Annotated in this window: 18 protein-coding genes; 8 read left to right on the top strand and 10 right to left on the bottom strand. The window is 62.4% G+C overall.

Features of this window, described 5'->3' with window-relative positions:
* Nucleotides 1-41: 41 nt before the first annotated feature.
* Complete coding sequence (gene hydA / locus J5M57_RS13515; protein WP_169840536.1) at nucleotides 42-1,481, bottom strand: dihydropyrimidinase; 1,440 nt, start codon at nucleotides 1,479-1,481, stop codon at nucleotides 42-44.
* Nucleotides 1,482-2,104: 623 nt separating this feature from the next.
* Between hydA and J5M57_RS13510 the strand changes: the two genes are divergently transcribed.
* The 3 genes from J5M57_RS13510 (at nucleotide 2,105) to J5M57_RS13500 (ending at nucleotide 6,036) form a co-directional block, all read left to right on the top strand.
* Complete coding sequence (locus tag J5M57_RS13510; RefSeq protein WP_064587097.1) at nucleotides 2,105-3,589, top strand: NCS1 family nucleobase:cation symporter-1; 1,485 nt, start codon at nucleotides 2,105-2,107, stop codon at nucleotides 3,587-3,589.
* A 135-nt stretch (nucleotides 3,590-3,724) separates the two neighbouring features.
* Nucleotides 3,725-5,008, top strand: a complete 1,284-nt coding sequence (locus tag J5M57_RS13505; RefSeq protein ID WP_207849257.1) for a Zn-dependent hydrolase — start codon at nucleotides 3,725-3,727, stop codon at nucleotides 5,006-5,008.
* A gap of 110 nt (nucleotides 5,009-5,118) precedes the next feature.
* On the top strand, nucleotides 5,119-6,036 hold the full coding sequence (locus tag J5M57_RS13500; protein WP_207849258.1) for a DHH family phosphoesterase: 918 nt from the start codon (nucleotides 5,119-5,121) through the stop codon (nucleotides 6,034-6,036).
* Nucleotides 6,037-6,044: 8 nt separating this feature from the next.
* Here the strand turns inward: J5M57_RS13500 and J5M57_RS13495 are convergent, their stop codons facing one another.
* The 9 genes from J5M57_RS13495 to J5M57_RS13455 form a co-directional block, all read right to left on the bottom strand.
* Nucleotides 6,045-6,254, bottom strand: coding sequence for a hypothetical protein (locus J5M57_RS13495; protein ID WP_003224027.1), 210 nt, complete (start codon nucleotides 6,252-6,254; stop codon nucleotides 6,045-6,047).
* Nucleotides 6,255-6,469: 215 nt separating this feature from the next.
* On the bottom strand, nucleotides 6,470-7,858 hold the full coding sequence (locus tag J5M57_RS13490; protein ID WP_207849259.1) for an amidohydrolase family protein: 1,389 nt from the start codon (nucleotides 7,856-7,858) through the stop codon (nucleotides 6,470-6,472).
* A 13-nt stretch (nucleotides 7,859-7,871) separates the two neighbouring features.
* Complete coding sequence (locus J5M57_RS13485) at nucleotides 7,872-9,239, bottom strand: nucleobase:cation symporter-2 family protein (protein ID WP_207849260.1); 1,368 nt, start codon at nucleotides 9,237-9,239, stop codon at nucleotides 7,872-7,874.
* 266 nt (nucleotides 9,240-9,505) lie between these two features.
* Complete coding sequence (locus J5M57_RS13480) at nucleotides 9,506-10,555, bottom strand: GTP-binding protein (RefSeq protein ID WP_207849261.1); 1,050 nt, start codon at nucleotides 10,553-10,555, stop codon at nucleotides 9,506-9,508.
* A gap of 89 nt (nucleotides 10,556-10,644) precedes the next feature.
* Nucleotides 10,645-11,247: a UbiX family flavin prenyltransferase gene (locus tag J5M57_RS13475; protein WP_207849322.1), complete on the bottom strand. Its 603-nt coding sequence runs from the start codon at nucleotides 11,245-11,247 to the stop codon at nucleotides 10,645-10,647.
* An 11-nt stretch (nucleotides 11,248-11,258) separates the two neighbouring features.
* A complete protein-coding gene (locus J5M57_RS13470; protein ID WP_207849262.1) occupies nucleotides 11,259-12,644 on the bottom strand; it encodes a UbiD family decarboxylase in 1,386 nt (461 codons plus the stop codon).
* 269 nt (nucleotides 12,645-12,913) lie between these two features.
* Complete coding sequence (locus tag J5M57_RS13465) at nucleotides 12,914-13,819, bottom strand: amidohydrolase family protein (RefSeq protein WP_003224037.1); 906 nt, start codon at nucleotides 13,817-13,819, stop codon at nucleotides 12,914-12,916.
* A 4-nt stretch (nucleotides 13,820-13,823) separates the two neighbouring features.
* Nucleotides 13,824-14,753: an amidohydrolase family protein gene (locus tag J5M57_RS13460; RefSeq protein ID WP_064587109.1), complete on the bottom strand. Its 930-nt coding sequence runs from the start codon at nucleotides 14,751-14,753 to the stop codon at nucleotides 13,824-13,826.
* 374 nt (nucleotides 14,754-15,127) lie between these two features.
* Entirely contained in the window at nucleotides 15,128-16,051 is a 924-nt protein-coding gene (locus tag J5M57_RS13455) for a LysR substrate-binding domain-containing protein (RefSeq protein ID WP_169840530.1), read from the bottom strand.
* A gap of 118 nt (nucleotides 16,052-16,169) precedes the next feature.
* On the opposite strand from J5M57_RS13455, the gene J5M57_RS13450 reads away from it, so the two are divergent.
* The 5 genes from J5M57_RS13450 (at nucleotide 16,170) to J5M57_RS13430 (ending at nucleotide 21,821) form a co-directional block, all read left to right on the top strand.
* Complete coding sequence (locus tag J5M57_RS13450) at nucleotides 16,170-16,634, top strand: (2Fe-2S)-binding protein (protein ID WP_064587113.1); 465 nt, start codon at nucleotides 16,170-16,172, stop codon at nucleotides 16,632-16,634.
* Entirely contained in the window at nucleotides 16,634-18,847 is a 2,214-nt protein-coding gene (locus J5M57_RS13445) for a molybdopterin cofactor-binding domain-containing protein (protein WP_207849263.1), read from the top strand. Before J5M57_RS13450 ends, J5M57_RS13445 begins: the two co-directional genes overlap by 1 nt.
* A 6-nt stretch (nucleotides 18,848-18,853) precedes the next feature.
* Complete coding sequence (locus tag J5M57_RS13440; protein WP_207849264.1) at nucleotides 18,854-19,747, top strand: LysR substrate-binding domain-containing protein; 894 nt, start codon at nucleotides 18,854-18,856, stop codon at nucleotides 19,745-19,747.
* A 185-nt stretch (nucleotides 19,748-19,932) separates the two neighbouring features.
* The gene (locus J5M57_RS13435; RefSeq protein WP_207849265.1) at nucleotides 19,933-21,429 is read left to right on the top strand and encodes a helix-turn-helix transcriptional regulator; all 1,497 of its coding nucleotides are present in this window, start codon (nucleotides 19,933-19,935) and stop codon (nucleotides 21,427-21,429) included.
* 134 nt (nucleotides 21,430-21,563) lie between these two features.
* Entirely contained in the window at nucleotides 21,564-21,821 is a 258-nt protein-coding gene (locus J5M57_RS13430) for a DUF1652 domain-containing protein (protein ID WP_064587121.1), read from the top strand.
* Nucleotides 21,822-22,772 lie beyond the last annotated feature (951 nt).

The following is a 22,772-nucleotide window of genomic DNA, read 5'->3' as shown; positions in this document are numbered from 1 at the left end:
CAGTCCAGCGGGAGCAAGCTCCCTCGCCACAGGGGGTCGGATCAGCGTTTAACCGCTGTGGGCTTATGCAGTTCAGCCCGCTTGCTCAGCAAATCAAACACCGCCGGATACGCCGGCCGTTCGATGTACCGCCCGGCCCCGCGCTCGGCCCGCAGGTCGCCGTCGGCCCAGACCACTTTGCCCTGGCTGACGGTATGGCTCGGCACGCCGCGCACGGTCTTGCCTTCGAAGATGTTGAAGTCCACCTGCTGATGGTGGGTCTTGGCGGAGATGGTGCGGGTGCCTTGCGGATCCCACAGCACCAGGTCGGCATCGGCGCCGACGCGGATCGCGCCTTTGCGCGGGTAGAGGTTGAAGATTTTCGCGGTGTTGGTGGAGGTGAGTGCGACGAAGTCCTGCATCGACAAACGTCCGCTGTTGACCCCTTCATCCCACAGCACTGCCATGCGGTCTTCAATGCCGGCGGTGCCGTTGGGGATCTTGCTGAAGTCGTCGCGCCCGGCGGCTTTCTGCTCGGCGCAGAAGCAGCAATGGTCGGTGGCGGTGGTGTGCAGATTGCCGCTTTGCAGGCCATGCCACAGCGCTTCCTGATGTCCGCGCGGACGGAACGGCGGACTCATCACGTAACCGGCAGCGGTCTGCCAGTCCGGGTGTTGGTAGACGCTGTCGTCGAGCAGCAGATGCCCGGCGAGCACTTCGCCGTACACCGGCTGGCCCTTGCTGCGGGCATAGGTGATTTCGTCGAGGGCTTCCTTGGTCGACACGTGCACCAGGTACAACGGCGTGCCGATGGTTTCGGCAATGCGAATCGCCCGGCTCGCCGCTTCGCCTTCCACCTGCGACGGCCGCGACAGCGGATGCGCTTCCGGCCCGGTAATGCCCTGGGCCATCAGCTTGCGTTGCAGGTGATAGACCAGTTCGCCGTTTTCCGCGTGCACGGTCGGCACCGCGCCGAGTTCCAGGCAACGCTCGAAGCTCGCCACCAGCGTGTCGTCGGCGGCCATGATCGCATTCTTGTAGGCCATGAAATGCTTGAAGCTGTTGATCCCGTGATGGCTGACCAGCTCGGCCATTTCCTCACGCACCTGCTCGCTCCACCAGGTGATCGCAACATGAAAGCCATAGTCCGACGCCGACTTCTCGGCCCAGCCACGCCACTGGTGAAACGCTTCCATCAGCGATTGCTGCGGATTGGGAATCACGAAGTCGATGATCGACGTGGTGCCACCGGCCAGACCGGCCGCCGTACCGCTGTAGAAGTCTTCACTGGCCACGGTGCCCATGAAGGGCAGTTGCATGTGGGTGTGTGGATCGATGCCGCCAGGCATCAAGTATTGACCGCTGCCGTCGAGCACTTCGGCGCCGGCGGGAATATCCAGGTTTTCACCGATGGCTTTGATCACGCCGTCAGCGCAATAGACGTCGGCGCGATAACTTTCATCATGGGTAACAACGGTGGCGCCACGGATCAACAGAGACATTCCGAGTTCCTCGCAGGCATGACCGGCTTATGCCGGTTCTAAATGTTTTATTGATGTACAGCGATGATCGGCGTATTCCTGTCAGCGCTGTCAGGAATAGAAGCTAGTCGCAGTTCTGCAATTGATCAAGATTATTTTTTATAAGCTTATTGCTGTTTTAACTTATTGATAAATAACGATAAAAATAGCAAATCACCAAAATGGTGAGGCTGTTCACCATTTTGACGCACTTGACAGGATGGAAATATGAGCAAGATTTCCTATGTGAAATCAGCTGCTTGAAGTTGAGCTGCGGTTAATCGCCCCGGATGAAAAAAAGTCCAGTGCACCAGATTGAGTCCTGACAGTTCGAACAACTTGGCAAACGTTTAGCCTGAGCGTGCAGACAGGTTTTCGCGGACTCACCCGATGAATAATTAAAACCGAGCAATATCAGAAAGTTGTAATGCCTCAGCAACACGGCCCGATGCGCAAGCGGGGCACCCGGCACGTTTATTGATGCCGCCGCTGACACCATGGCCGGTACACGAAAGTTGTCAGTTCCTCCGGCCATCGTCCGGCTCGCACCCTGTGTGCAGCCGCCTGATGAGCAAAAAAATAATCAGAAGAACAGTGGAGCGGCCATGCAACAGAACAGATCGCAAGTGACCGAGCGGGACGGCTTGTTCGAACTCGAAGCCGGCAGCGACGTCCTCGACAGTCCCCGTTACAACCACGACATGGCACCGACCAAGGTGCGCGAACGAACCTGGAACAAATGGCACATCACCGCGCTGTGGGTCGGCATGTCGGTGTGCGTGCCGACCTACACCCTGGGCGGTGTGCTCACCGCGTATTTCGGCCTCAGCGTTGGCGAAGCGCTGATGGCGATTCTGCTGGCCAACGTCATCGTGCTGATCCCGCTCACGCTCAACGCCTTTCCCGGCACCAAGTACGGCATTCCATTCCCGGTGCTGTTGCGTTCGTCGTTCGGCGTGCTCGGCTCCAACGTGCCGTGCCTGATTCGTGCACTGGTGGCGTGTGGCTGGTTCGGTATCCAGACGATGTTCGGCGGCCTGGCGATTCACCTGTTTCTCGGTTCGGTGTTCGACGGCTGGAAGTCTCTCGGTGGAACCGGCGAGGTGATCGGTTTCATGATTTTCTGGTCGCTGAACCTGTGGGTGGTAATCCGCGGCGCCGAATCGATCAAGTGGCTGGAAACCCTGTCCGCGCCGTTGCTGGTGGCGGTCGGCATCGGCCTGCTGGTGTGGGCGATGCCCAATGTGTCGATGACCGAGCTGTTGGCGATTGCGCCCAAGCGCCCGGAAGGCGCCAGTGTGGTCAGTTACTTCGCCGCCGGGCTGACGGCGATGGTCGGCTTCTGGGCCACGTTGTCGTTGAACATTCCTGACTTCAGCCGTTACGCCAAGAGCCAGAAGGACCAGATCCTCGGACAGATTTTCGGCCTGCCGCTGACCATGTTCCTGTTCGCCTCGCTGGGTGTGGTGATGACCGCCGCGTCGGTGAAACTGGTTGGTGTCACCGTGTCCGACCCGGTCAGTCTGATCGGCCATATCCAGAGCCCGGTGTGGGTCGCGGTGGCCATGGCGCTGATCATCATCGCCACGCTGTCGACCAACACCGCGGCGAACATCGTTTCGCCGACCAACGACTTCCAGAACATTGCGCCCAAGGTGATCAACCGCACCAAAGCAGTGTTGCTCACCGGGCTGGTCGGGCTGGCGCTGATGGCCCACGAACTGCTGAAAAAGCTTGGGCTGATCGTTTCCGATGTCAGCCTGGAAACCGTGTATTCCAACTGGCTGCTGGGCTATTCGAGCCTGCTCGGACCGATCGCCGGGATCATGGTGGTGGACTATTTCCTGATCAAGAAACAGCAACTGGACCTGGCCGGGCTATACCGCGACGACGTCTATCCGGCGTGGAATTGGGCCGGGTTTGTCGCGTTCGGCGTGCCAGTGGTGCTGACCCTGCTGTCGCTCGGCAGCGATGCGTTCAGCTGGTTCTACAGCTACGGCTGGTTCACCGGCTCGGCGCTGGGCGGGGTGATTTATTACGGGTTGTGCGTGATGCGGGCGCAGCCTTCGGTCGTGAAGTCAGCGGTGTAGTTGAGGGCGCCATCGCGAGCAGGCTCACTCCTACATTTTGGAATGCGTTCCCCCGTAGGAGTGAGCCTGCTCGCGATAACGGTCTACCAGACACCACAGCAATATCCATAAGAAAAGCAGCCTGAGGAGATCCCCATGAACGCAGCCGTAGACGTTCTGCAATCCACCCATCAGCACATCAACCGCGACCGCCTCTGGGCCTCGCTCATGGAACTGGCCAAGCTCGGCGCCACGGTCAAGGGCGGGGTCTGTCGCCTGGCCCTGACCGACCTCGATCGCCAGGCCCGCGACCTGTTCGTGCAATGGTGCAAGGACGCCGGGTGCAGCGTCACGGTGGATGCCGTCGGCAACATCTTCGCCCGTCGTCCGGGGCGCAATCCCGACCTGCCGCCGGTGATGACCGGCAGCCACATCGACACCCAACCCACCGGCGGCAAGTTCGACGGCTGCTTCGGCGTGCTCGCTGGCGTCGAAGTCCTGCGCACCCTCAATGACCTCGGTGTGGAAACCGAAGCGCCGCTGGAAGTGGTGGTCTGGACCAACGAAGAAGGCTCGCGCTTCGCCCCGTGCATGATGGGCTCCGGGGTGTTCGCGGAGAAATTCACCCTCGAAGAAACCCTCGCCAAGGTCGATGCCGAGGGCGTCACCGTCGGCGAAGCGCTGAACGCCATCGGCTATGCCGGGCCGCGCAAAGTCAGCGGGCACAAGGTCGGGGCGTACTTTGAAGCGCACATCGAGCAAGGCCCGATCCTCGAAGACGAACAGAAAACCATCGGTGTGGTGCTCGGCGCGCTGGGGCAGAAGTGGTTCGACCTGAAACTGCGCGGCGTCGAAGCGCACGCCGGTCCGACGCCGATGCACCTGCGCAAGGACGCCCTGGTTGGCGCCTCGGTGATCGTCGGTGCGGTCAACCGCGCCGCCCTCGGCCACCAACCCCACGCCTGTGGCACCGTCGGTTGCCTGCAAGCCTACCCCGGGTCGCGCAACGTCATCCCCGGCGAGGTGCGGATGACCCTCGACTTCCGGCATCTGCAACCGGCGCGCCTGGATTCGATGATCGCCGAAGTGAAGCACGTCATCGACGCCACCTGCGAAGAACACGGCCTGACCTATGAACTGACCCCGACCGCCGACTTCCCGCCGCTGTACTTCGAAAAAGGCTGCGTTGAAGCCGTGCGCGGCGCGGCGCAAGGTCTGGGCCTGTCGCACATCGACATCGTCAGCGGCGCCGGCCACGACGCGATCTTCCTCGCCGAACTCGGCCCGGCCGGGATGATCTTCGTACCGTGCGAGGGCGGCATCAGCCACAACGAAATCGAGAACGCCGCGCCGGATGATCTGGCGGCCGGGTGTGCGGTGTTGCTGCGGGCGATGCTCGCGGCTTCGGCGGCGGTGGCAGCAAGGCAGCGCGCGGGCTGAAGTTCAAAAGATCGCAGCCTGCGGCAGCTCCTACAAGTTGAACAGCTGCCGCAGGCTGCGATCTTTTCATGTCACCCCAATGTCATGGAAATGTGCGACGTTTGCGCCCCATGAACATCATCACCTCCGGCGCGTCCTATCTGGACATCGACGCCTACGCCTGCTGCATCGCCTTCGCCGAATTGCTCAACCTGCAAGGCCTTCCCGCCCGCGCGGTCAGCAGCGCAAAACCCAATAGCAGCGTGTCGCCAACCGTTCTGGGTTGGGGCGCTGCGTTTCAGCGTTACACGCCGCAAGCCAATGACGCATTCGTGCTGGTCGATGTGTCCGACCACCACCACTTCGACCCGCTGGTGGTGCTCGACCAAGTGGTCGAGGTCATCGACCATCACCCCGGTTATGAACGCTATTGGACTGAGCGACTCGGCTCCGCTGCCGACATCCGCCCGATCGGCGCGGCAGCGACGCTGGTTTTTCAACGCTGGCACGCCGCCGGCCTGCTCCCGCGAATCAGCGCGCAAAGCGCGGCATTGCTGGCCACGGCGATCCTCGACAACACGCTCAACTTCACCGGGCAGATGACCACTGACGCCGATATCGAGGCGTATGAGGTATTGGCGCAGCGGGCAACTCTGCCGGCGAACTGGCCCGAGCAGTATTTCCTCGAATGTCAGGCCGCCATCGAAGCAGACCTGCAGACCGCGTTGGCGGCGGATTTGAAACGCTTCAACCCGGACAGCAACCTGCCGCAGGTGTTCGCACAGATGACGGTGTGGGACGCCGATGCGTTGCTGGACAGGCATCGCAACGAGATTTGCGCCTGGATGGCCGGGCAGGGCGAGGACTGGTTGCTCAACGTCATCAGCATTCGTGACGGTCAGAGTTGTTTGCTGGCTGAACCGCAGGTCAGCCAGCAGACGTTAAATCGATTACTGCCGCTGCAATGGCGGGCCGCCGTGGCGGTGGTGAAACCGTCGATGCTGCGCAAGGAACTGCTGAAGCTGGGGCTGAACCTCAACCCGGCCTGATGCGCTGGTCAACCTGGACGGTCATTCTTGCCCGCAGTGCCCTGGCGTCGGTCAGGGCCGTTCGGGTTGCCGACATCCAGCAACCGTCGTTCGACCAAAACATTCTCCAGTGCCTGACGCTCGACCGGCGCCATTTGGTGTTCGCGCTTTTTCAGCTCCAGCAGAATCGGGCTGGACCAGGTGCGATAAGTCTGTTCGATGTTGCGACGCGACGTCATCAGTCTCTCCTTGATCAAGAGCCCGGTGTTGCAAGCAGGGGCTCAATCCGATGAGCGGTTAACCTTAGTCGACAAAAGTCGAGTCCGCGAATGTGGTGTTGTTCCCTGTAGGAGTGAGCCTGCTCGCGATAGCGCTGTGTCAGTAGCGCAAATGTCAGCTGACACACCGCTATCGCGAGCAGGCTCACTCCTACAGGTTTTTCATCGCCTGCGGATCAGTCCTCGACCTTCATCATTGCCTGCACACCTTCCCACGCCTCGGCGCGCATGCGTTCGATATCCAGCCCCGGAATCACGCCGTTATCGACCACGATCCGGCCGCCCACCAGGCTGTACTTCACGGCAATCGGTTCACCCGCGACGACCGGAGCAACCGCACTGTCGTGGAAGCCGAAGAAGCGTGGATGGTCGAGGCTGTAGATCACCAGGTCTGCCGCCTGACCGATTTCCAGCGTACCGACCGCACCCAATCCGAGCACCTGCGCACCACCCACCGTGCCCCAGTGGATCACGTCTTCGGCGGTGGTCGCCGAGGCGCCTTGTTCGGCGCGGTGGATCAGCCACGCGGTGTTGGCTTCGCCGACCATGCTTCCGGATTCGTTGGAGGCGACGCCGTCGACGCCGAGGGAGATCGGCACGCCGGCTTCGTACATTTGCGGCACGGGGGCGACGCCGCTGCCGAGGCGGGCGTTGCTGACCGGGCAGTGGGAGACGCCGGTACCGGTCTGGGCGAGCATGCGGATTTCGCCCGGTTGCAGGTGCACGGCGTGTGCGAACCACACGTCCGGGCCGAGCCATTCGTGTTCGGCGACGAATTCCACCGGCAGGCAGTTGTATTTCTCGCGGCAGAAATTTACGTAGTTCTGCGTTTCCGACAGGTGCGTGTGCAGGCGCAAACCGAGGCCGCGTGCGCTGTGCGCCAGTTCGCGCAGCAGGGTCGGCGGCAGTGAGAAGGTCGGCGTGGTGGGCGCCACCACAACCCGGCGCAGGGCATCGGGCGTGTCCTGGTGGTACAGCGATTTCAGGCGCTCGATGTCGCCGACCATTTGCTCGAGGCTTTCCGGTTGCAGCGCGGTTTTCGAAAAGCCCGGATGCGCGCTCGCCGACTCCAGCGCGCCGCCACGGCACAACACGAAACGCAGGCCGAATTCATCGGCCAGATCGAACAGCAGATCCCCGGTCTCGGTGCTGCCGTGCGCATGGTAAAGGTAATGGTGATCGGCGCAGGTCGTCACCCCGGACAACAGCAATTCGACCATGCCCAGGCGGGCGGCGATCCTTGCCAGCTGCGGGGTGAAGCGGTTCAGGCGCGGGTAGGGCACGCTCGCCAGCCAGCCTTGCAGGTCCTGATTCAAACCTTCGGGCACGGCTTTGAGCAGGTTCTGGAACAGGTGGTGGTGGGTGTTGATCCAGCCCGGATAGACCACGCTGTTGCGCGCATCGAGCACCCGCTCACCGGGTTGCGGTTCAAGGTGGGCGGCCATTTCGGCGATGCGTCCGTTGACCACGCGAATGTCCACCGCCCCAGCCCGGGCACGCGGGCCGCGCAGGCCGGTCATCACCGCGACCGGGTTTTTGATCAGGATGTTTTGAAGTTGAGTCATGGGCAGGCTCCAGTCAGAGAATGTGCGAAGCGGATTTGCCGGGTGTGGTGTCTGGCATGCTGACGCCGTTGAGCGCCGCGTTGAGCAGCACCGACACCAGGCAGGCGATGACCACGCTGCTGTGCAGGAACGGCTGTGACCACTCGGGCATTTGTTTGAACAGGGAAGGCGCGAGCACCGGCACCAGCGCCGCGGCGATGGTGAAACCGACGATCAGCACGTTGAAGCGATTGCGCTCGTAGTCGACCTTGGCCAGGGTCTGGATGCCCGCCGCCGCGACCACGCCGAACATGGCGATACCGGCACCGCCCAGCGCGGCAGTCGGCATCGAGGCGATGATCGCGCCGGCCTTGGGCACCAGGGCAATCGAGCACATCAGCAGGCCGCTGACCGCCACCACCCAGCGGCTGCGCACCCCGGTGAGGATCACCAGGCCGACGTTTTCCATGAAGGCAATGAACGGGAACGCGGCGAACATCCCGGCGATGGTGCTGGCCAGGCCATTGGCGCGCAGGCCGTTGATCACCTGTTTGTCTTCCACCGGTTTGTCGACGATGTCGCCGATGGCCACGAACAGGCCCATCGACTCGACCATCTGCACGATCATCACCACCACCATGGTCGCGATGGGGATCAGGCTGAAAGTCGGCAATCCGAAGTAGAACGGGTAGGGCACGGTCAGCCACGGCGCATCTTCGACGCTGTGAAAATTGCCCATGCCCAGACCGTAGGCCAGTCCGGCGCCGACCAGCATGCCCACCAGCACCGCCATGTTGCGCAGCAGCGGGCTGCCATAGCGGTTGACCAGCAAAATGGTCAGCAACACCACCACCGCCACACCGAGAAACGCCGGGGCGCCGAAGTTGCTCGCGTTGCGCCCGCCACCGACCCACTCATAGGCAATCGGGAACAGCTGCAAGCCGATCACGGTGACGATGCAGCCGGTGACCACCGGCGGGAAGAAGCGCCGCAATCGGCCCACGAACGGCGCTATCAGCATGGTGAAGATGCCGGCGCCGATCACCGCGCCGCAGACCCCGGCAAACCCCACCTGGGGGTCGCTGCCGATGGCGATCACCGGGCCGACGCTGCTGAACGCCACGCCCTGCAGAATCGGCAGGCGCACGCCGAACTTCCAGAAACCGACGGTTTGCAAAAGGGTGGCGATGCCGGAGCAGAACAGCGTGGTGCTGATCAACACCACGGTGTCGGCGTGGGACATCTTCAAGGCACTGGCGACAATCAACGGCACGGCGATGGCGCCGATGTACGAGACGGCCATGTGTTGCAGGCCGAGGGTGAGCATCTGTCGCACCGGCAGGACGCGGTCGACGGGGTGCACGGTGGATGCGGTTTTTGATGGGGATGTGGCTGACGACATGGGGAAACACCTCTGGCTGTTTTTATGCGGTAGAGAGGGGTATTCGTCTGATGCCGCTCAGTTGGCCTGATACAGCGATGAGTAACCTGTGGCGAGGGAGCTTGCTCCCGCTGGACTGCGCAGCAGGCCTGTGCTTTTAAAAGAAGGGCCGCTTCGCGACCCAGCGGGAGCAAGCTCCCTCGCCACAATGTTTTTGTCGCTGCCAACTGATCGGCATCAGTCATTCGTGCTGCGAAGCCGCCATCCACCGGCTCCGATGCCTTGTTTCAGCCTGCCAGGCAGGCGGCGAAGCCCTGGTTCAGCGCCGCGCGATCCAGGTCGCGGCCGATGAACACGATCTTGCTCGAACGGGGCTCCGTGCCCCAGGCGGTCGACGCGCGGAACTCCACCAGGCTGTGCACGCCTTGCAGGACGTAGCGCTGGTCTTCGTTGGCGACGGCGAGCACGCCTTTCATGCGGTACAGGTTGTCGGCCTGGGAGCTGCGCAGCTCGCTGATCCAGCGGTGGAACGCCATCAGGTTGACCGCGCCGTCCACGGCGATGCCCACCGATGACACGCTGGGGTCGTGCTGGTGATCCGGCGCTTCGGCTTGATGCTCGTGTTCGTGGTGATCGTGCTCGTGCTGTTGCGCGCCGATTTCCATGAGTTTCTGCGTGCACTCGAAAGCGCCGATGCCGAGGATTTTCGTCAGGTCGATCTGCGCATGGGTCGAGGTCACCAGATCCGCCGTGGCGTTCAAGCCACGGATCTTGCCGCGCAGGCTTTCCACCTCGTCGCTGCTGACCAGATCGACCTTGTTGATGACGATGCGGTCGGCGCAGACGATCTGATCCACGGCCTGATTGTCGACGCCATCGAGTTGCAGATCCTCCAGGTGCTGGGCGATGTGCTTGGCGTCGACCATGGTCACGATCGCATCGAGTTCGACTTCCTCGGCGATCGGGTCATTGATGAAAAAGCTCTGCGCCACCGGGTACGGGTCGGCCAGGCCACTGGTCTCGATCAGGATGTGATCGAGGCGCACCGGGCGCGCCACCAGTTCGCGGACGATGCGCACCAGGTCCTCGCGAACCTCGGCGGTGCAGCACACGCAGCCGTTGACCATCTCGTAGATTTCTTCGGTTTCCGAGCTGAGCACCAGATCGCCGTCAATGCCGACCTCGCCGAACTCGTTTTCGATCACAGCGATCTTGCGCCCGTGATTTTCCTTGAGGATGTAGTTGAGCAAGGTGGTTTTGCCGGCACCGAGGAAGCCGGTGAGGATGGTCACGGGGATTTTGGTGTTGGGGGTTGGGGCGTTGAAGGGAGTATTCATTTGGGGTTCCTTGATGATGTATTGACCGGTGCAAATGAAGCTTTTTGTAGGAGAGAGCCTGCTCGCGATAACGGTGTGTCAGCCGACAATTACGTTACTGACACACCGCCATCGCGAGCAGGCTCACTCCTACAAGGGGATATGGGTTCTTGCCAGCGTGTTGCAGTGCCGGCATCCAGGCCAAACAGGTCGAGCACCCGGCCGAGGCTGTGATCGACCATCTGCGCAAGGCTCTCGGGCCGCGCGTAAAACGCCGGCACCGGCGGGGCGATGATCCCGCCCATCTCGGTGACGGCGGTCATGTTGCGCAGGTGGGCGAGGGTCAGCGGCGTTTCGCGGGCCATCAGCGCCAGGGTGCGGCGCTCCTTGAGGGTGACGTCGGCGGCGCGACCGATCAGCCCCGATGAGGTGCCGGTGGCGATTTCCGCCAACGTGCGCATTGAGCACGGCGCGACCACCATGCCCAGGCAGCGAAACGAACCGCTGGCGATCCCGGCCGCGACGTCATCGGCGCGGTGGTAGTGGCTGGCCAGCGCGGTGACGTCGGCCAGCTTGTAGTCGGTCTCGTGGGCCATGGTCAGCAGCGCGGCGCGGCTGATGATCAGGTGGCTTTCGATGTCCAGTTCGGCAAGTAATTGCAGCAGTCGCACGCCGTAAACGAAGCCCGACGCGCCGCTGATGCCGACCACCATCCGCTGCCGGCTCACGCTGGCAGCCCTTTAAGTAACGCCCGCGCACGTTCGAGCACGTCGTGATCGAGCTGCGCCTTGATTCCGTCGAAGGCTGATCCGCGAGTGGCATCCAGGCCCATGCGCGAGGTGGTGCCGTTGACCGAGGACGACGGATCCAGCGGACTGCCGGGCAAACCGTCGATCATGAACAGGTCCAGATGCGGCTGGAAATGCGTGGCCAGTGCCCACAACACCTGGCTGTCGTCAGTGATGTCGATGTCGCTGTCCACCGCAATCACGGTCTTCAGGTACGGATCCCAGCCGAGCAGAGCGAGCATGATCTGCCGCGCCTCGCCGTCGCGGCTCTGATCCAGGGCCACGTAGCAGTGAAAGTGGGTGCCGGAATTCGGGTAATGCACGGCGGTGACCGCGGGGAAACGCGCCTTGAGCTTCTCGCTCATTTCCGCCTCGCGGGGTAGCCGCGCCAGGGTCAGGTGTTCGGCGTAGCGGCCACCCATGACGTCGACCAGCCAGGCGTCCTTGCGCCGCAGCAGGGTGTCGACGCGCAGCACGTTGTTGGTCGAGCGGTCCGAGGAATAACCGCTGAACTCGCCGAACGGACCTTCCTCGGCATAGGCCGCCGGGTCGATGGCGCCTTCCAGCACAAACTCGGCGTAGGCCGGCACGCCGATGCCGTAGCGCGGGGTCTTCACCAGTTCCAGCGGTGCGCCAAACAAACCGCCGGCCACTGCGCGTTCATCTGCGCCATAGGGCAGGCGTGCAGCGGCGGCGAGCATGAACAGCGGGTGCGCGCCGACCACCATCGCCACGCGCAATTCTTCGCCGCGTTCACGGGCGGTCTGCAGCATCCGCCACAGATGACCGCGTGAGTGCAGGCTGGTGGCGAGGGCCTGGCGGGCGTGGCGCATCGAGCGGTGATAGCTCATGTTGGCGATGCCGGTCAGCGGGTCCTCGGCGATGATGATCGCGTTGGTGATGTACGGGCCACGGTCGCTGTCGAAATGCTTGAGCATCGGCAGCAGCGCCAGATCCAGCGCTTCGCCTTCGAACACTTCATCAAGGATCGGGCCGCTTTCCACATAGCGTGGGGCGATGGGCTGGTTGGCGCGGCGCTGGAAGGTTTCGTGCAGTTGCGCCGCAGTGACGCCGAACAACCGGGCAATGCGGGTGCGGGAGGCGAACAGGTTGCTCGCCACCGGCACGCCAAGGGTGCCGACGCGTTCGCAGATCAGCAACGGATCGCGACCTTGCGCGGCGAGGGCATCGACCAGGGCGGTGACGTCCTGATCGGCAGAAATCGGCTGGGTGATGGTCAGCACATCGTCCGGGTACTCACGGCGATAGGCATCGATGAACACGTGAAAGTCCTGAGAATCGCCGAGCGTCGAACGGGTCATGGTTTCACCTCGTAAAAAGCAGGCACGCAGGGGTGAGAAGGCGTTCGATCGAGCAGCCGTTGGCCTGCCGGTCGAGGGAACGCCGGGTCATCTTCGTGCCTGTAAAGTCGCTGTGTTGCCCACATGAAAAACTGGAGATCCCCTGTGGCGAGGGAGCTTGCTCCCGCTGGACTGCGCAGCAGGCCCAAGCTCTTTGGGAAAAAGCGGGGCGGCTTCGCCACCCAGCGGGAGCAAGCTCCCTCGCCACAGAGGTGCAGCATTTCTTCAGGTCAGAGGTACGTGGTGGTCAGGCGAATATCCGCCTCAACCAGATCCTTCGGCGGTGGCGTCGGTTCGATCCCGCACAACCGGGCGATGTTGTTGCCCAGGTAGTCTTCGAGATGATCCTCATCGATGCCCAAACCTTGCGGCGCCGGCGAGCACAACACCTCCAGCTCTCGCAGCCACATGCCCGGTTCGTTCGGCGGTGAGTCGGTGCCGAACACGATCTTGTTGCGCGGCAGCTCCTTGGCGAACTCGACGATCCGCGACTGGAAGCACCAGCCGGATTCGCAGTACACGTTCGGCGTGTCCATCGCCATCCAGAACGCCTCGAACGAGTAGTTGCCGCCGGTCTGGATGCCGAAGTGGCCGATGATGAAATTGACCATCGGGAACTCGCGGATGATCGGGTAGAACATCGTCGGAATCGTGTACGGACCGTCGCCGGTGTGGATCAGCACGACGATGTTGTACTTGGCGCAGACCTTCATCGCCGGGCGCAACCAGTCGAGTGCGCGGTCCGGGCGATAGCCGTGCATGTTGGCGTGCAGCTTGAGCATCTTGAAGCCGTATTCCTTGATGTGGAATTCCAGCTCCGCCGCACCGTTTTCCGGTCCCCAGCGCGGGTTGAAGTTGAAGTTGCCGATGAAGCGGTCCGGGTACTTCACGCACAGTTCGGCGACGTAGGACATGTAGTCACGCACGCCCTCGCGGCCACGGCGGTTGCCGTCGCGATAACCGGTGTTGCCCGGTGGCGGCTGGATGAAACCCATGTCGATGCGGCGCGGTTTGCCGTTGATCATGTACGGGCCGTCCATCAGTTTGAGCATGCGCTCGCCAGTGAACGGTTCGCCGGTGTGGCGCCAGGCCTCGTCGACCAGGTTGGTAGGGTGCAGATGGGTGTCGATGATCATCGGTTCAGCTCCTGGCCAGTTGCGTGGTGACGGGGCGCTTGAGTTGCGCCTCTGCTTCGGAAACGGAACGCGGCGGCGGGGTTGGCTCGAGGCCGATCATCCGCGCGGTGTTGTTGCCCAGGTAGTCCTCGAGGGTGTCCTCGTCGAGGTTCAGCCCCTGCGGCGGCTCGTGGCAGAGCACTTCGAGCAGGCGCAGCCACATGCCCGGTTCGTTCGGCGGGGTGTCGGTGCCGAAGAGGATCTTGTGCGTCGGCAGGACCTTGGCGAATTCGACGATCCGCGATTGCAGGCACCAGCCGGATTCGCAGTAGACGTTGGGCAACTCCATCGCCCATTGCATCGGTTCGAACACGTAGACGCCGCCGGTCTGCACACCGAAGTGGGCCATGATGAAATCGACGTTGGGGAATTCCTTGATCATCGGCACCCACTCCGACGGGATGCTGTACGGCCCGTCGCCGGTGTGCAGCTTGACCGGGATGCCCAGCTCGGCGCATTTCTCGAAGCATGGGCGCACCCAGTCGAGTGCACGGTCAGGCCGGTAGGCGTGCATGTTGGCCTGCATCTGCACCATCTTGAACCCGTGTTCCTTGACGTAGCGCTCGATCGCCTCGACGCCGTTCTCCACGCCGCAGCGTGGGTTGTAGACGAAGCAGCCGATGAAGCGATCCGGGTAGGTCTGGACCATTTTCAGGGTGTAGGCCATGTAGGCGTCGATGGATTCGCGGCCCGAGAGTTCGCCGTCGGTCCAGGTGTAGATAGTGTTGCCCTGTGGCGGCTGGATGAAGGCTTTGTCGATGCGGCGAGGTTTGCCGTTGACCATGTACGGGCCATCCATCATCTCCAGCAGACGCTCGCCGGTGAACGGGTCACCGTCATGCCTCCAGGCGAGGTCCACCAGATCGGTGGGATAGCAGCTGATATCGATGATCATTGAAGTCGATCTCCTGATAGCGGGGAAGGGAGCCTTGCGGCTCTCGGCATCCACGTCCCGGGCAATCGGCCATTTCTATGCGCAGGACTCGCGCATTCCCTCGCCTGTTCGCATCCGGCCCGGGTGGGTGGTTGCTGAGGGCGAGTATTGGAAAGGGGGGAGGGGTTCGTACAATATTAATTGGGCGCGGTGGTGATACTTGGGCGATATGGGCAGGTCAAAAGCTACCCTCACCCCAGCCCTCTCCCGGAGGGAGAGGGGGCCGACCGAGGTGTCTTGCGTTGTACATCGACCTGAGCAACCGAGTCGATTATGGATTCAGTGGGACAGGTTCAGGTCGGCGAATTTCTGCAGCATCCCCGGATCAGTCCCCTCTACCTCTGGGAGAGGGCTAGGGTGAGGGCAGGGTTCTCAAGTGTATGCAAAACCAACTGCCGAACCGCATCCACCACCGGTCCAACACGCTCAGCCTGCCCATGCGGCCACACCGCATACAGGTTGTAATGCGCAGCAATCTGCGCCTCGTTCAGCGCCACCAGCCGCCCGCTGCGCAACGCATCGGCGGCCAGCAATCCGCGCACCAGTCCCGCGCCAACCCCGGCCTCAGCGGCGGCAATCAGGTTCGCCGCATTGTCGAAAATCACCCGTGCCGGCGGCTCGACGGGCGGCATTCCGGCGGCATCCAGCCACGGAATCCACGAGCGTCGCGTATAGCCCAACAGCGGCAGTTCGAGGATTTGCGCCGGGCTCAACGGCACCTGTAAACCATAGCGCTCAAGCAACGCCGGCGAAGCCACCGCCAACACCCGGTCGCCACAGATCTGCGTCATCTCGCAGTCATCCCAATCGCCATAGCCATAACGCAACGCCAGGTCGACCCGCTCGAAAGTGCTGCGATCACTGCGCGGCATCGACCGCAGCGTCACCTCGTAATCCGGCAGGCCATCGAGCAGTTCCGGCAGGCGCGGATTGAGCCAGCTCTGCGCCAGTTCGCTGTCGACGTCCAGGGTCAGGCGCTGCGCCACGCTGCGGTTTTTCACCGAAGACAGCGCCCGGTCGATCTGCGCCAGTCCATCCGACAGCACGCTGGCAAACAACTGCCCGGCGTCGGTGAGGTTGCTGCCGCCGCCTTCACGCACGAACAGCGGCTGGCCGATGAAATCTTCCAGTGCGCGAATCTGCTGGCTGATGGCGCTGTGGGTCAGGTCGAGCTTGCGCGCAGCGCTGGAGAAACTGCCGCTGCGCGCAGCGTGGATAAACGCGCTCATGGACTGCACCGACGGGTATCGCTTGTACATGTTGTTAGTCCTGCTTACAGCGGTTGGCAGAAATCGTCGCTGGCCGCGGGTTGCCCGGGCTTCCAATAATCGGTCACCAGGCCCGCACAAAGACGGGCCGCTCTTTTGGAGCCAGACAATGATTGCATTCACGGTGAACGGCGAACGACGCGAGCTGGATGAGGCGTCCCCCTCCATGCCCTTGTTATGGGTCCTGCGTGATCAACTGAAACTTACCGGCACCAAATTCGGCTGCGGCATGGGCCTGTGCGGTGCCTGCACCGTGCATCTGGACGGTGTCGCGGTGCGTTCCTGCCAGTTGCCGCTGGCCGCCGTCGCGGGCCACAGCATCACCACCATCGAAGGCTTGTCGCCGACGCAAAGCCATCCGCTGCAACTGGCCTGGGTCGCCGAAGATGTGCCGCAATGCGGCTACTGTCAATCCGGGCAGATCATGTCTGCCGCTGCGCTGCTCAACACGGGGGCAGCGGTGACCGACGATTCGATCCGCAATGCGATGACCGGCAATATCTGCCGCTGCGGCACTTACGGGCGGATCAACAAAGCGATCAAGCGCGCGGCGAATGCGCCGAAGGAGGCCTGATGAGCCTGCTCGACGACACCTTGATCGAACCGTCACGCCGGGTGTTTCTCAAGCAAGCGGCGACGGTGGCTTCGGGGCTGGCGATTGCCCTGTACCTGCCATCCGGCATCGCCGCCAGCGACGCGAAAGCCCCGGCCCCGGCCAGCGAATTCGAACCCAACGCCTGGGTGCGGATCTTCCCCGACGGCACGGTGAAACTGGTGGTGCACAAGCACGATTCCGGCACCGGTACGCAAACCGCGCTGGCCGCGTGCGTGGCCGAGGAGCTGGATGTGAACCCGATGACCGTGCAGGTCATCACCCCGGAAGACCCGTTCTTTGACACCTACATTCACCCGATCTGGAAAGTCTTCTCCACCGGCGGCAGCACCAGTGTGTCGCTGGAATACGACCGCCTGCGCATGGCCGGGGCCACGGCTCGGGCGCTGCTGATCACGGCGGCGGCGAAGCAATGGAAAGTCAGCCCCGACAGTTGCAGCACCGAGGAAGGCCGGGTGGTTCACCCGTCCAGCAAACGCAGCCTCGGCTACGGCGAACTGGTCGGCGTGGCGGCGCGTCTGCCGGCACCGGCGCACGTCACGCTGAAAGATCCGGCGCAGTTCAAATACATCGGCAAGCTGCGGCGCAAGCGTGATGCGGCGGCCAAGGTTTGCGGGGGCTTCAAGTACAGCATCGACGTGCAATTACCGGGGATGCTGGTGGCGGTGATTCAGCGGGCGCCGGTGGTCGGTGCCACGGTGATCAACGTGGACTCGACGGCAGCGTTGCAGGTGCCGGGCGTGCGCAAGGTGCTTACGATTCCGGGGCGGCCGGATGTGCTCGGCGGCAATCTGGAGGGGGTTGCGGTGCTGGCGGACACGTTCTGGGCGGCGCAGCAGGGGCGCAAGGTGCTGGAGATAAAGTGGAGTGATTCGCCGCTGGCCGGATTCGACAGCGCCGAGTTGAGCAAGGCCCAGGCCGCAGCGATAGCCGACCCGGCGGCGCAAACCGTCAAGGCCATGAGCAATGGCGATGTGGCCGGGCAATGGGCGAGCGCGGCGAAGCTGATCGAAGCCGATTACACCATGCCGTACAAGGTGCAGAACCCGCTGGAACCGATCTGCATCACCGCGCAGGTCAAGGATCAGGCGATCACTTTTTGGGGCGGCGTGCAGGTGCCGTCATCGGCGCTGGAAGCGGCGCAAACCGTGTGCGGCATCAACAAGGACAAGGTCACCATCAACGAACTGGTGTCCGGCGGCAGCTTCGGTGCGCGGGAGGCCAAATACTGGTTGTTCGAAGTGGCGTATCTGGCGCAGCAAACCGGGGTGCCGGTGAAGCTGCTCAACAGCCGCGAAGACGAAATGCACGCACTGTTCAATCACCCGGCGACGTTGCACCGGGTCAAAGGTGCGCTCGACGCTCAGGGCAAACTCAACGCGCTGCAGCTGCATGCGGTGTCGCCGGCGTCGCCGGAGCAGTGGGAGCCGGGTTACTTCGAACGCCCGGATCACATGGATTACAGCACCACCGAAGCGATCACCGCGTGGGACTTCGCTTATCGTCCGCCGCATCTGGAGCTGAACTGGGTCAAGCACGAAAGCCACGTGCCCAGCGGCTGGTATCGCTCGGTGAGCTTCATCCCCAACGTGTTCGCCGTGGAAAGCTTCATGGATGAACTGGCCCACGCAGCGGGCGCCGATCCGCTGGCGTTCAGGCTCGCCAACATGCAGGACCGGCCACGGCATGTGGCGGTGCTGAAACAGGCGGCTGAGCGCGCCGGATGGGGCCAGCCGTTGCCCCCGGGCACCGCGCTGGGGATTGCGACCAATCAGGGTTACACCAGTTTTATCGCGGTGGTGGCGCAGGTCGCGACGGTTGATGGCAAGCCGAAGGTCGAGAAGCTGACGTGCGTGGTCGATTGCGGCTTGGCCGTGTCGCCCGGCGGGGTCGAAGAGCAGATCTACGGCGGCTTGATGTGGGGCCTGGGCCACGCCTTGTTCGATCGGCTCGATATCCAACAGGGCAGGGTGTTGCAGAGCAACTTCCACGACTACCGCGTGACCCGCATGTCGGACATGCCGGCCACCGACATCGTGGTGCTGGACGGCGAACCGGGCAAACCCGGCGGGGTCGGCGAGTTGGGCAGTCCCTCGGTGGCTCCGGCGATTGCCAACGCCTTGTTCGCGCTGACCGGCATTCGCCAGCGCTCGACACCGCTGAGCCTGGGGTAAGCCGCCATGGACCTGCGCCTGCTGCGGTACTTCATGGCCCTGGCCGATGAGCTGCATTTCGGCCGGGCCGCCGAGCGTCTGCATATTTGCCAGCCGCCGTTGAGCCAGCAGATTCGTCTGCTGGAGGAAGAACTCGGCACGCCGTTGTTCGAGCGCAGTCACCATCGGGTCGAGCTGACAGCGGCGGGGCAGATGCTCAAGGAACAGGCGCCGCTGGTGTTCGAACAGCTCGAGCGGGCACTGGACCTGACCCGTCAGACCGGGCGCGGGCAACTCGGCGAGCTGGAAATCGGCATGATCAGTTCGGTGATGGTCGGCGTGCTGCCCAAGGCGCTGCACCTGTTTCGCGAGCGCTATCCGCAGGTGAACTGGCGCCTGCACGAAATGACCCCGGCGGCGCAGGTCAAGGCGCTCAAGGAGAAGCGCATCGACGCCTGCGTGTTTCGCGTCGGTTATGACGACCCGTTGTTGCGCAATGAGCTGCTGATCTACGAGCCGATTCACGTGGTGATGCCGGCGGACCATCCGCTGGCCAGCCGCGCAGTGCTGGCGCCGGCGGATCTGGCCCGGGAGCCGTTTGTTGCGTTGGAGTTGAAGCAGTCGCGGTTTGCCCATTTTCTCTATCAGTGCTGCGTCCAGGCCGGGTTCACCCCGCAGATCCGCCAGCAGGTGATCGAAGTGCAGACCTTGCTCAGCCTGGTGCGGGCCGGATTCGGTGTGGCGCTGTTGCCCGCATCCATCGAACAACTGGCGCCGGCAGGGCTGGTGTTCCGCAAGTTGACCCCGGCGTTGCCGGAGGTGCCGCTGTATGCGACTTATCGTGCCGATGATGCGTCGCCGGTGCTCAAGTTGTTTCTCGACACCTTGCGTGAGTTGGTGGAGACCTCAAGCCAACACTAATCTCCTTGTGGGAGCGAGCCTGCTCGCGAAAGCGCTATTTGCATTCAAAAAATGTGTTGGCTGACACGACGCCTTCGCGAGCAGGCTCGCTCCTACAGGGGATTTGTGGTGTTGTCACAGTGCTTGGCACGATCGCGAACGCCTGCGGTCGTAATCTTCACACGCGCATTCCCTGTGGAGATCCAATGAGCCAGGAAGTCCTGACCACTGAAACCAATCGTCGCCAGTTGCAGCAGATCATCGCCGGGCTGTCGGATGGCGTGATTTTGCTGGAGCTCGACCGCAGCCTGCTGTGGGCCAATGAAGCTGCGCTGAGAATGCATGGCGTCAACCGGATCGGTGAACTTGGCAACGATGCCGATGAATACGCCCAGCGTTTCAGCTTGCGCTATCGCAATAACCACACGGTGCCGCCGGAAAACTACCCGATCAGCCGCGTCGCGCGCTGCGAAACCTTCAGCGACGTGCTGATTGAAGTATCCCCGGTCAGTGACCCGGAACGCGTCTGGGTGCACAGCGTGCGCAGCATGGTGTTGACCGACCGCGAAGGTCAGCCCGAGTCGCTGGTGCTGATCATGAGTGACGTCACCGACTGGGCCAACGCCGAGCAGCGCTTCGAGAAAACCTTCAACGCCAACCCGGCGCCGGCCGTGATCTGCCGGCTCAGCGACTTGCGCTATATCAAGGTCAACCCGGGCTTTCTCGAGATGACCGGCTACAGCCGTGATCAGGTGATCGGCGCTTCAACCTATGAGCTGGACGTGCTGGAGCAGGCCGAGCGGCGGGACCTGGCGATCGAGCGTCTGCGCGACGGCGCGACCATTCCGCAGATGCAGGCCGAACTGCGCCTGCCCGATGGCAGCAGCAAGCAGGTGATTGTTGCCGGGCAGACCCTGCAGCTCAACGATGAGGACTGCATGTTGTTTTCGTTCGTCGACATTGAGCCGCGGCACAAGGCCGAAGTGGCGCTTCGCCAGAGCGAAGAGCGCTTCGCCAAGGCCTTTCGCCTGACCCCGGTGCCGATCCTGATTTGCAGTGCGGACGAGCAGCGGGTGATCGACGTCAACCAGGCATTCCTCGAGACCCTGTCCTACAACAGCGACGATGTCCTGGATAAAACCGTGGTGCAACTGGCGTTCATCGACGACAGCGCGGCGCGCACACGCTTGCTCACGGCGCTGGAAAAAACCGGGCGCATTGATCGGGTGGATGTGCGGGTGCGCAAAAAAGATGCCGAGGTGCTGGAGTGCGCGCTGTCGGCGGACACGGTGAATATCCATGACAAATCCTGCTATTTGCTGGTGCTGATGGACATCACCGAACGCAAGCGCACCGAGCTGGAACTGGTGGCGGCGATCGAGGAAGTGATGAAGGACGCCTCGTGGTTCAGCCGCACGCTGATCGAAAAACTGGCCAATGTGAAGAAGGTCAATTCGCCGCAACTGCCGAGCGTATCGTTCACTGATCTGACGGCGCGCGAGCGTGATGTGCTGGGCTTGATCTGTGAAGGGCTGGCGGACAAGGAGATTGCCGCGCGTCTGAAGCTGGCGCCGAATACTGTGCGCAATCATGTGGCGACGGTGTATTCCAAGCTTGACGTGCACAGCCGCAGTGAGGCGATTGTCTGGGCCCGGGAGCGCGGACTGTTCTCCGGTGAATGGCGACCCAAGGGTCAGCGGTAGGTGCAAATGCACTAGTCGGCAAGGTGCAAATGGAGGTTCTGAGGTGGAGGGGCAGTTCTTAGTCTGTTGGGGTGCGATACGAGCCGATGGCTTGGGATCGTGTCCCTTCGAAACAGCTAAAGGAACGGCTTCAAATGATGAATCTTGCGCAGTTGCGTGTGCGCCTTGAACAAAGCTTTGCGCCGTTGGCCTGTGAGTGCCTGGTGGATGGTGATCAGTCGCTCACGGTGAAGCTGTATCACCCGATGTCGGGACAGGTGGATCTGGTGATCAGTGGCTTGAAGCTCAGTGCGTTGCGTACGGCTGAAGCGGTCGAGGCGTTGATTGAAGAGTTGCGGTATGAGTTGGAGAGTATTTCTTTGCGCTCTTCGCGGGATCCTGATTTGGCTTAGGGCTTTTGGTCTTGGCGGCCTTTGGGCCGACCAGGTTCTTGTGGGGTGGGGTGAATATCCGTTGCTTCGGGTGCTGCGGCTGGCGGTTTCGCTCTTACAGCGACTCACTTTTCCAGACGCCGAAAAGTAAGCAAAAGGCTTGGCCCCGGCGTTCGGCCCTCGCTTAGGCTCGGGTTCCTTCGTTGCGGGGTTCATCCGGGGGCATCGCCTACGGTTTGCTTCGCTGCACCTCCTCTCGATGTGTTTGGCTGCGCCAAACGGTCGCTGCGCTCCCACCCCCGGATAAACCCCTCCACTCAGCCTGCCGAAGGGGCCGGTACGGCAAGATCAAGAGCTGCAGCCGAGCTAACGCTCATCCTGTTGAGTGGTGAAGAGCATGCGGTCGGGTTTTGCATTTTTGTAGGAGCCAGCCTGCTGGCGATGGCGGCCTGACAGCCGACCAGTCTCTTGAGATGTATTGAATCCCTGTGGGAGCTGCGGTGCGACGATTCGACTTGCCAGCGATGGCGGCCTACGAGCCGACCAATCTCCAACTGAATGCACCCAATCCCACTGTAGGAGTGAGCCTGCTCGCGATAGCGTCCTGACAGCCGACCAGTCTCTTGCAGATGTACTCAATCCCTGTATGAGCTGACTTGCCAGCGATGACGGCCTACGAGCCGACCAATCTCCAACTGAATGCACCCAATCCCACTGTAGGAGTGAGCCTGCTCGCGATGGCGGCCTGACAGCCGACCAATCTCTCGCAGATGTACTCAATCCCTGTATGAGCTGACTTGCCAGCGATGACGGCCTACGAGCCGACCAATCTCCAACTGAATGCTCCCAATCCCACTGTAGGAGTGAGCCTGCTCGCGATAGCGTCCTGACAGCCGACCAGTCTCTTGCAGATGTACTCAATCCCTGTATGAGCTGACTTGCCAGCGATGACGGCCTACGAGCCGACCAATC

It is taken from the genome of Pseudomonas sp. 86_A (assembly GCF_017491705.1).
GTDB classification, from domain to species: domain Bacteria; phylum Pseudomonadota; class Gammaproteobacteria; order Pseudomonadales; family Pseudomonadaceae; genus Aquipseudomonas; species Aquipseudomonas koreensis.
This window is presented reverse-complemented; position numbering and strand designations above follow the sequence as displayed.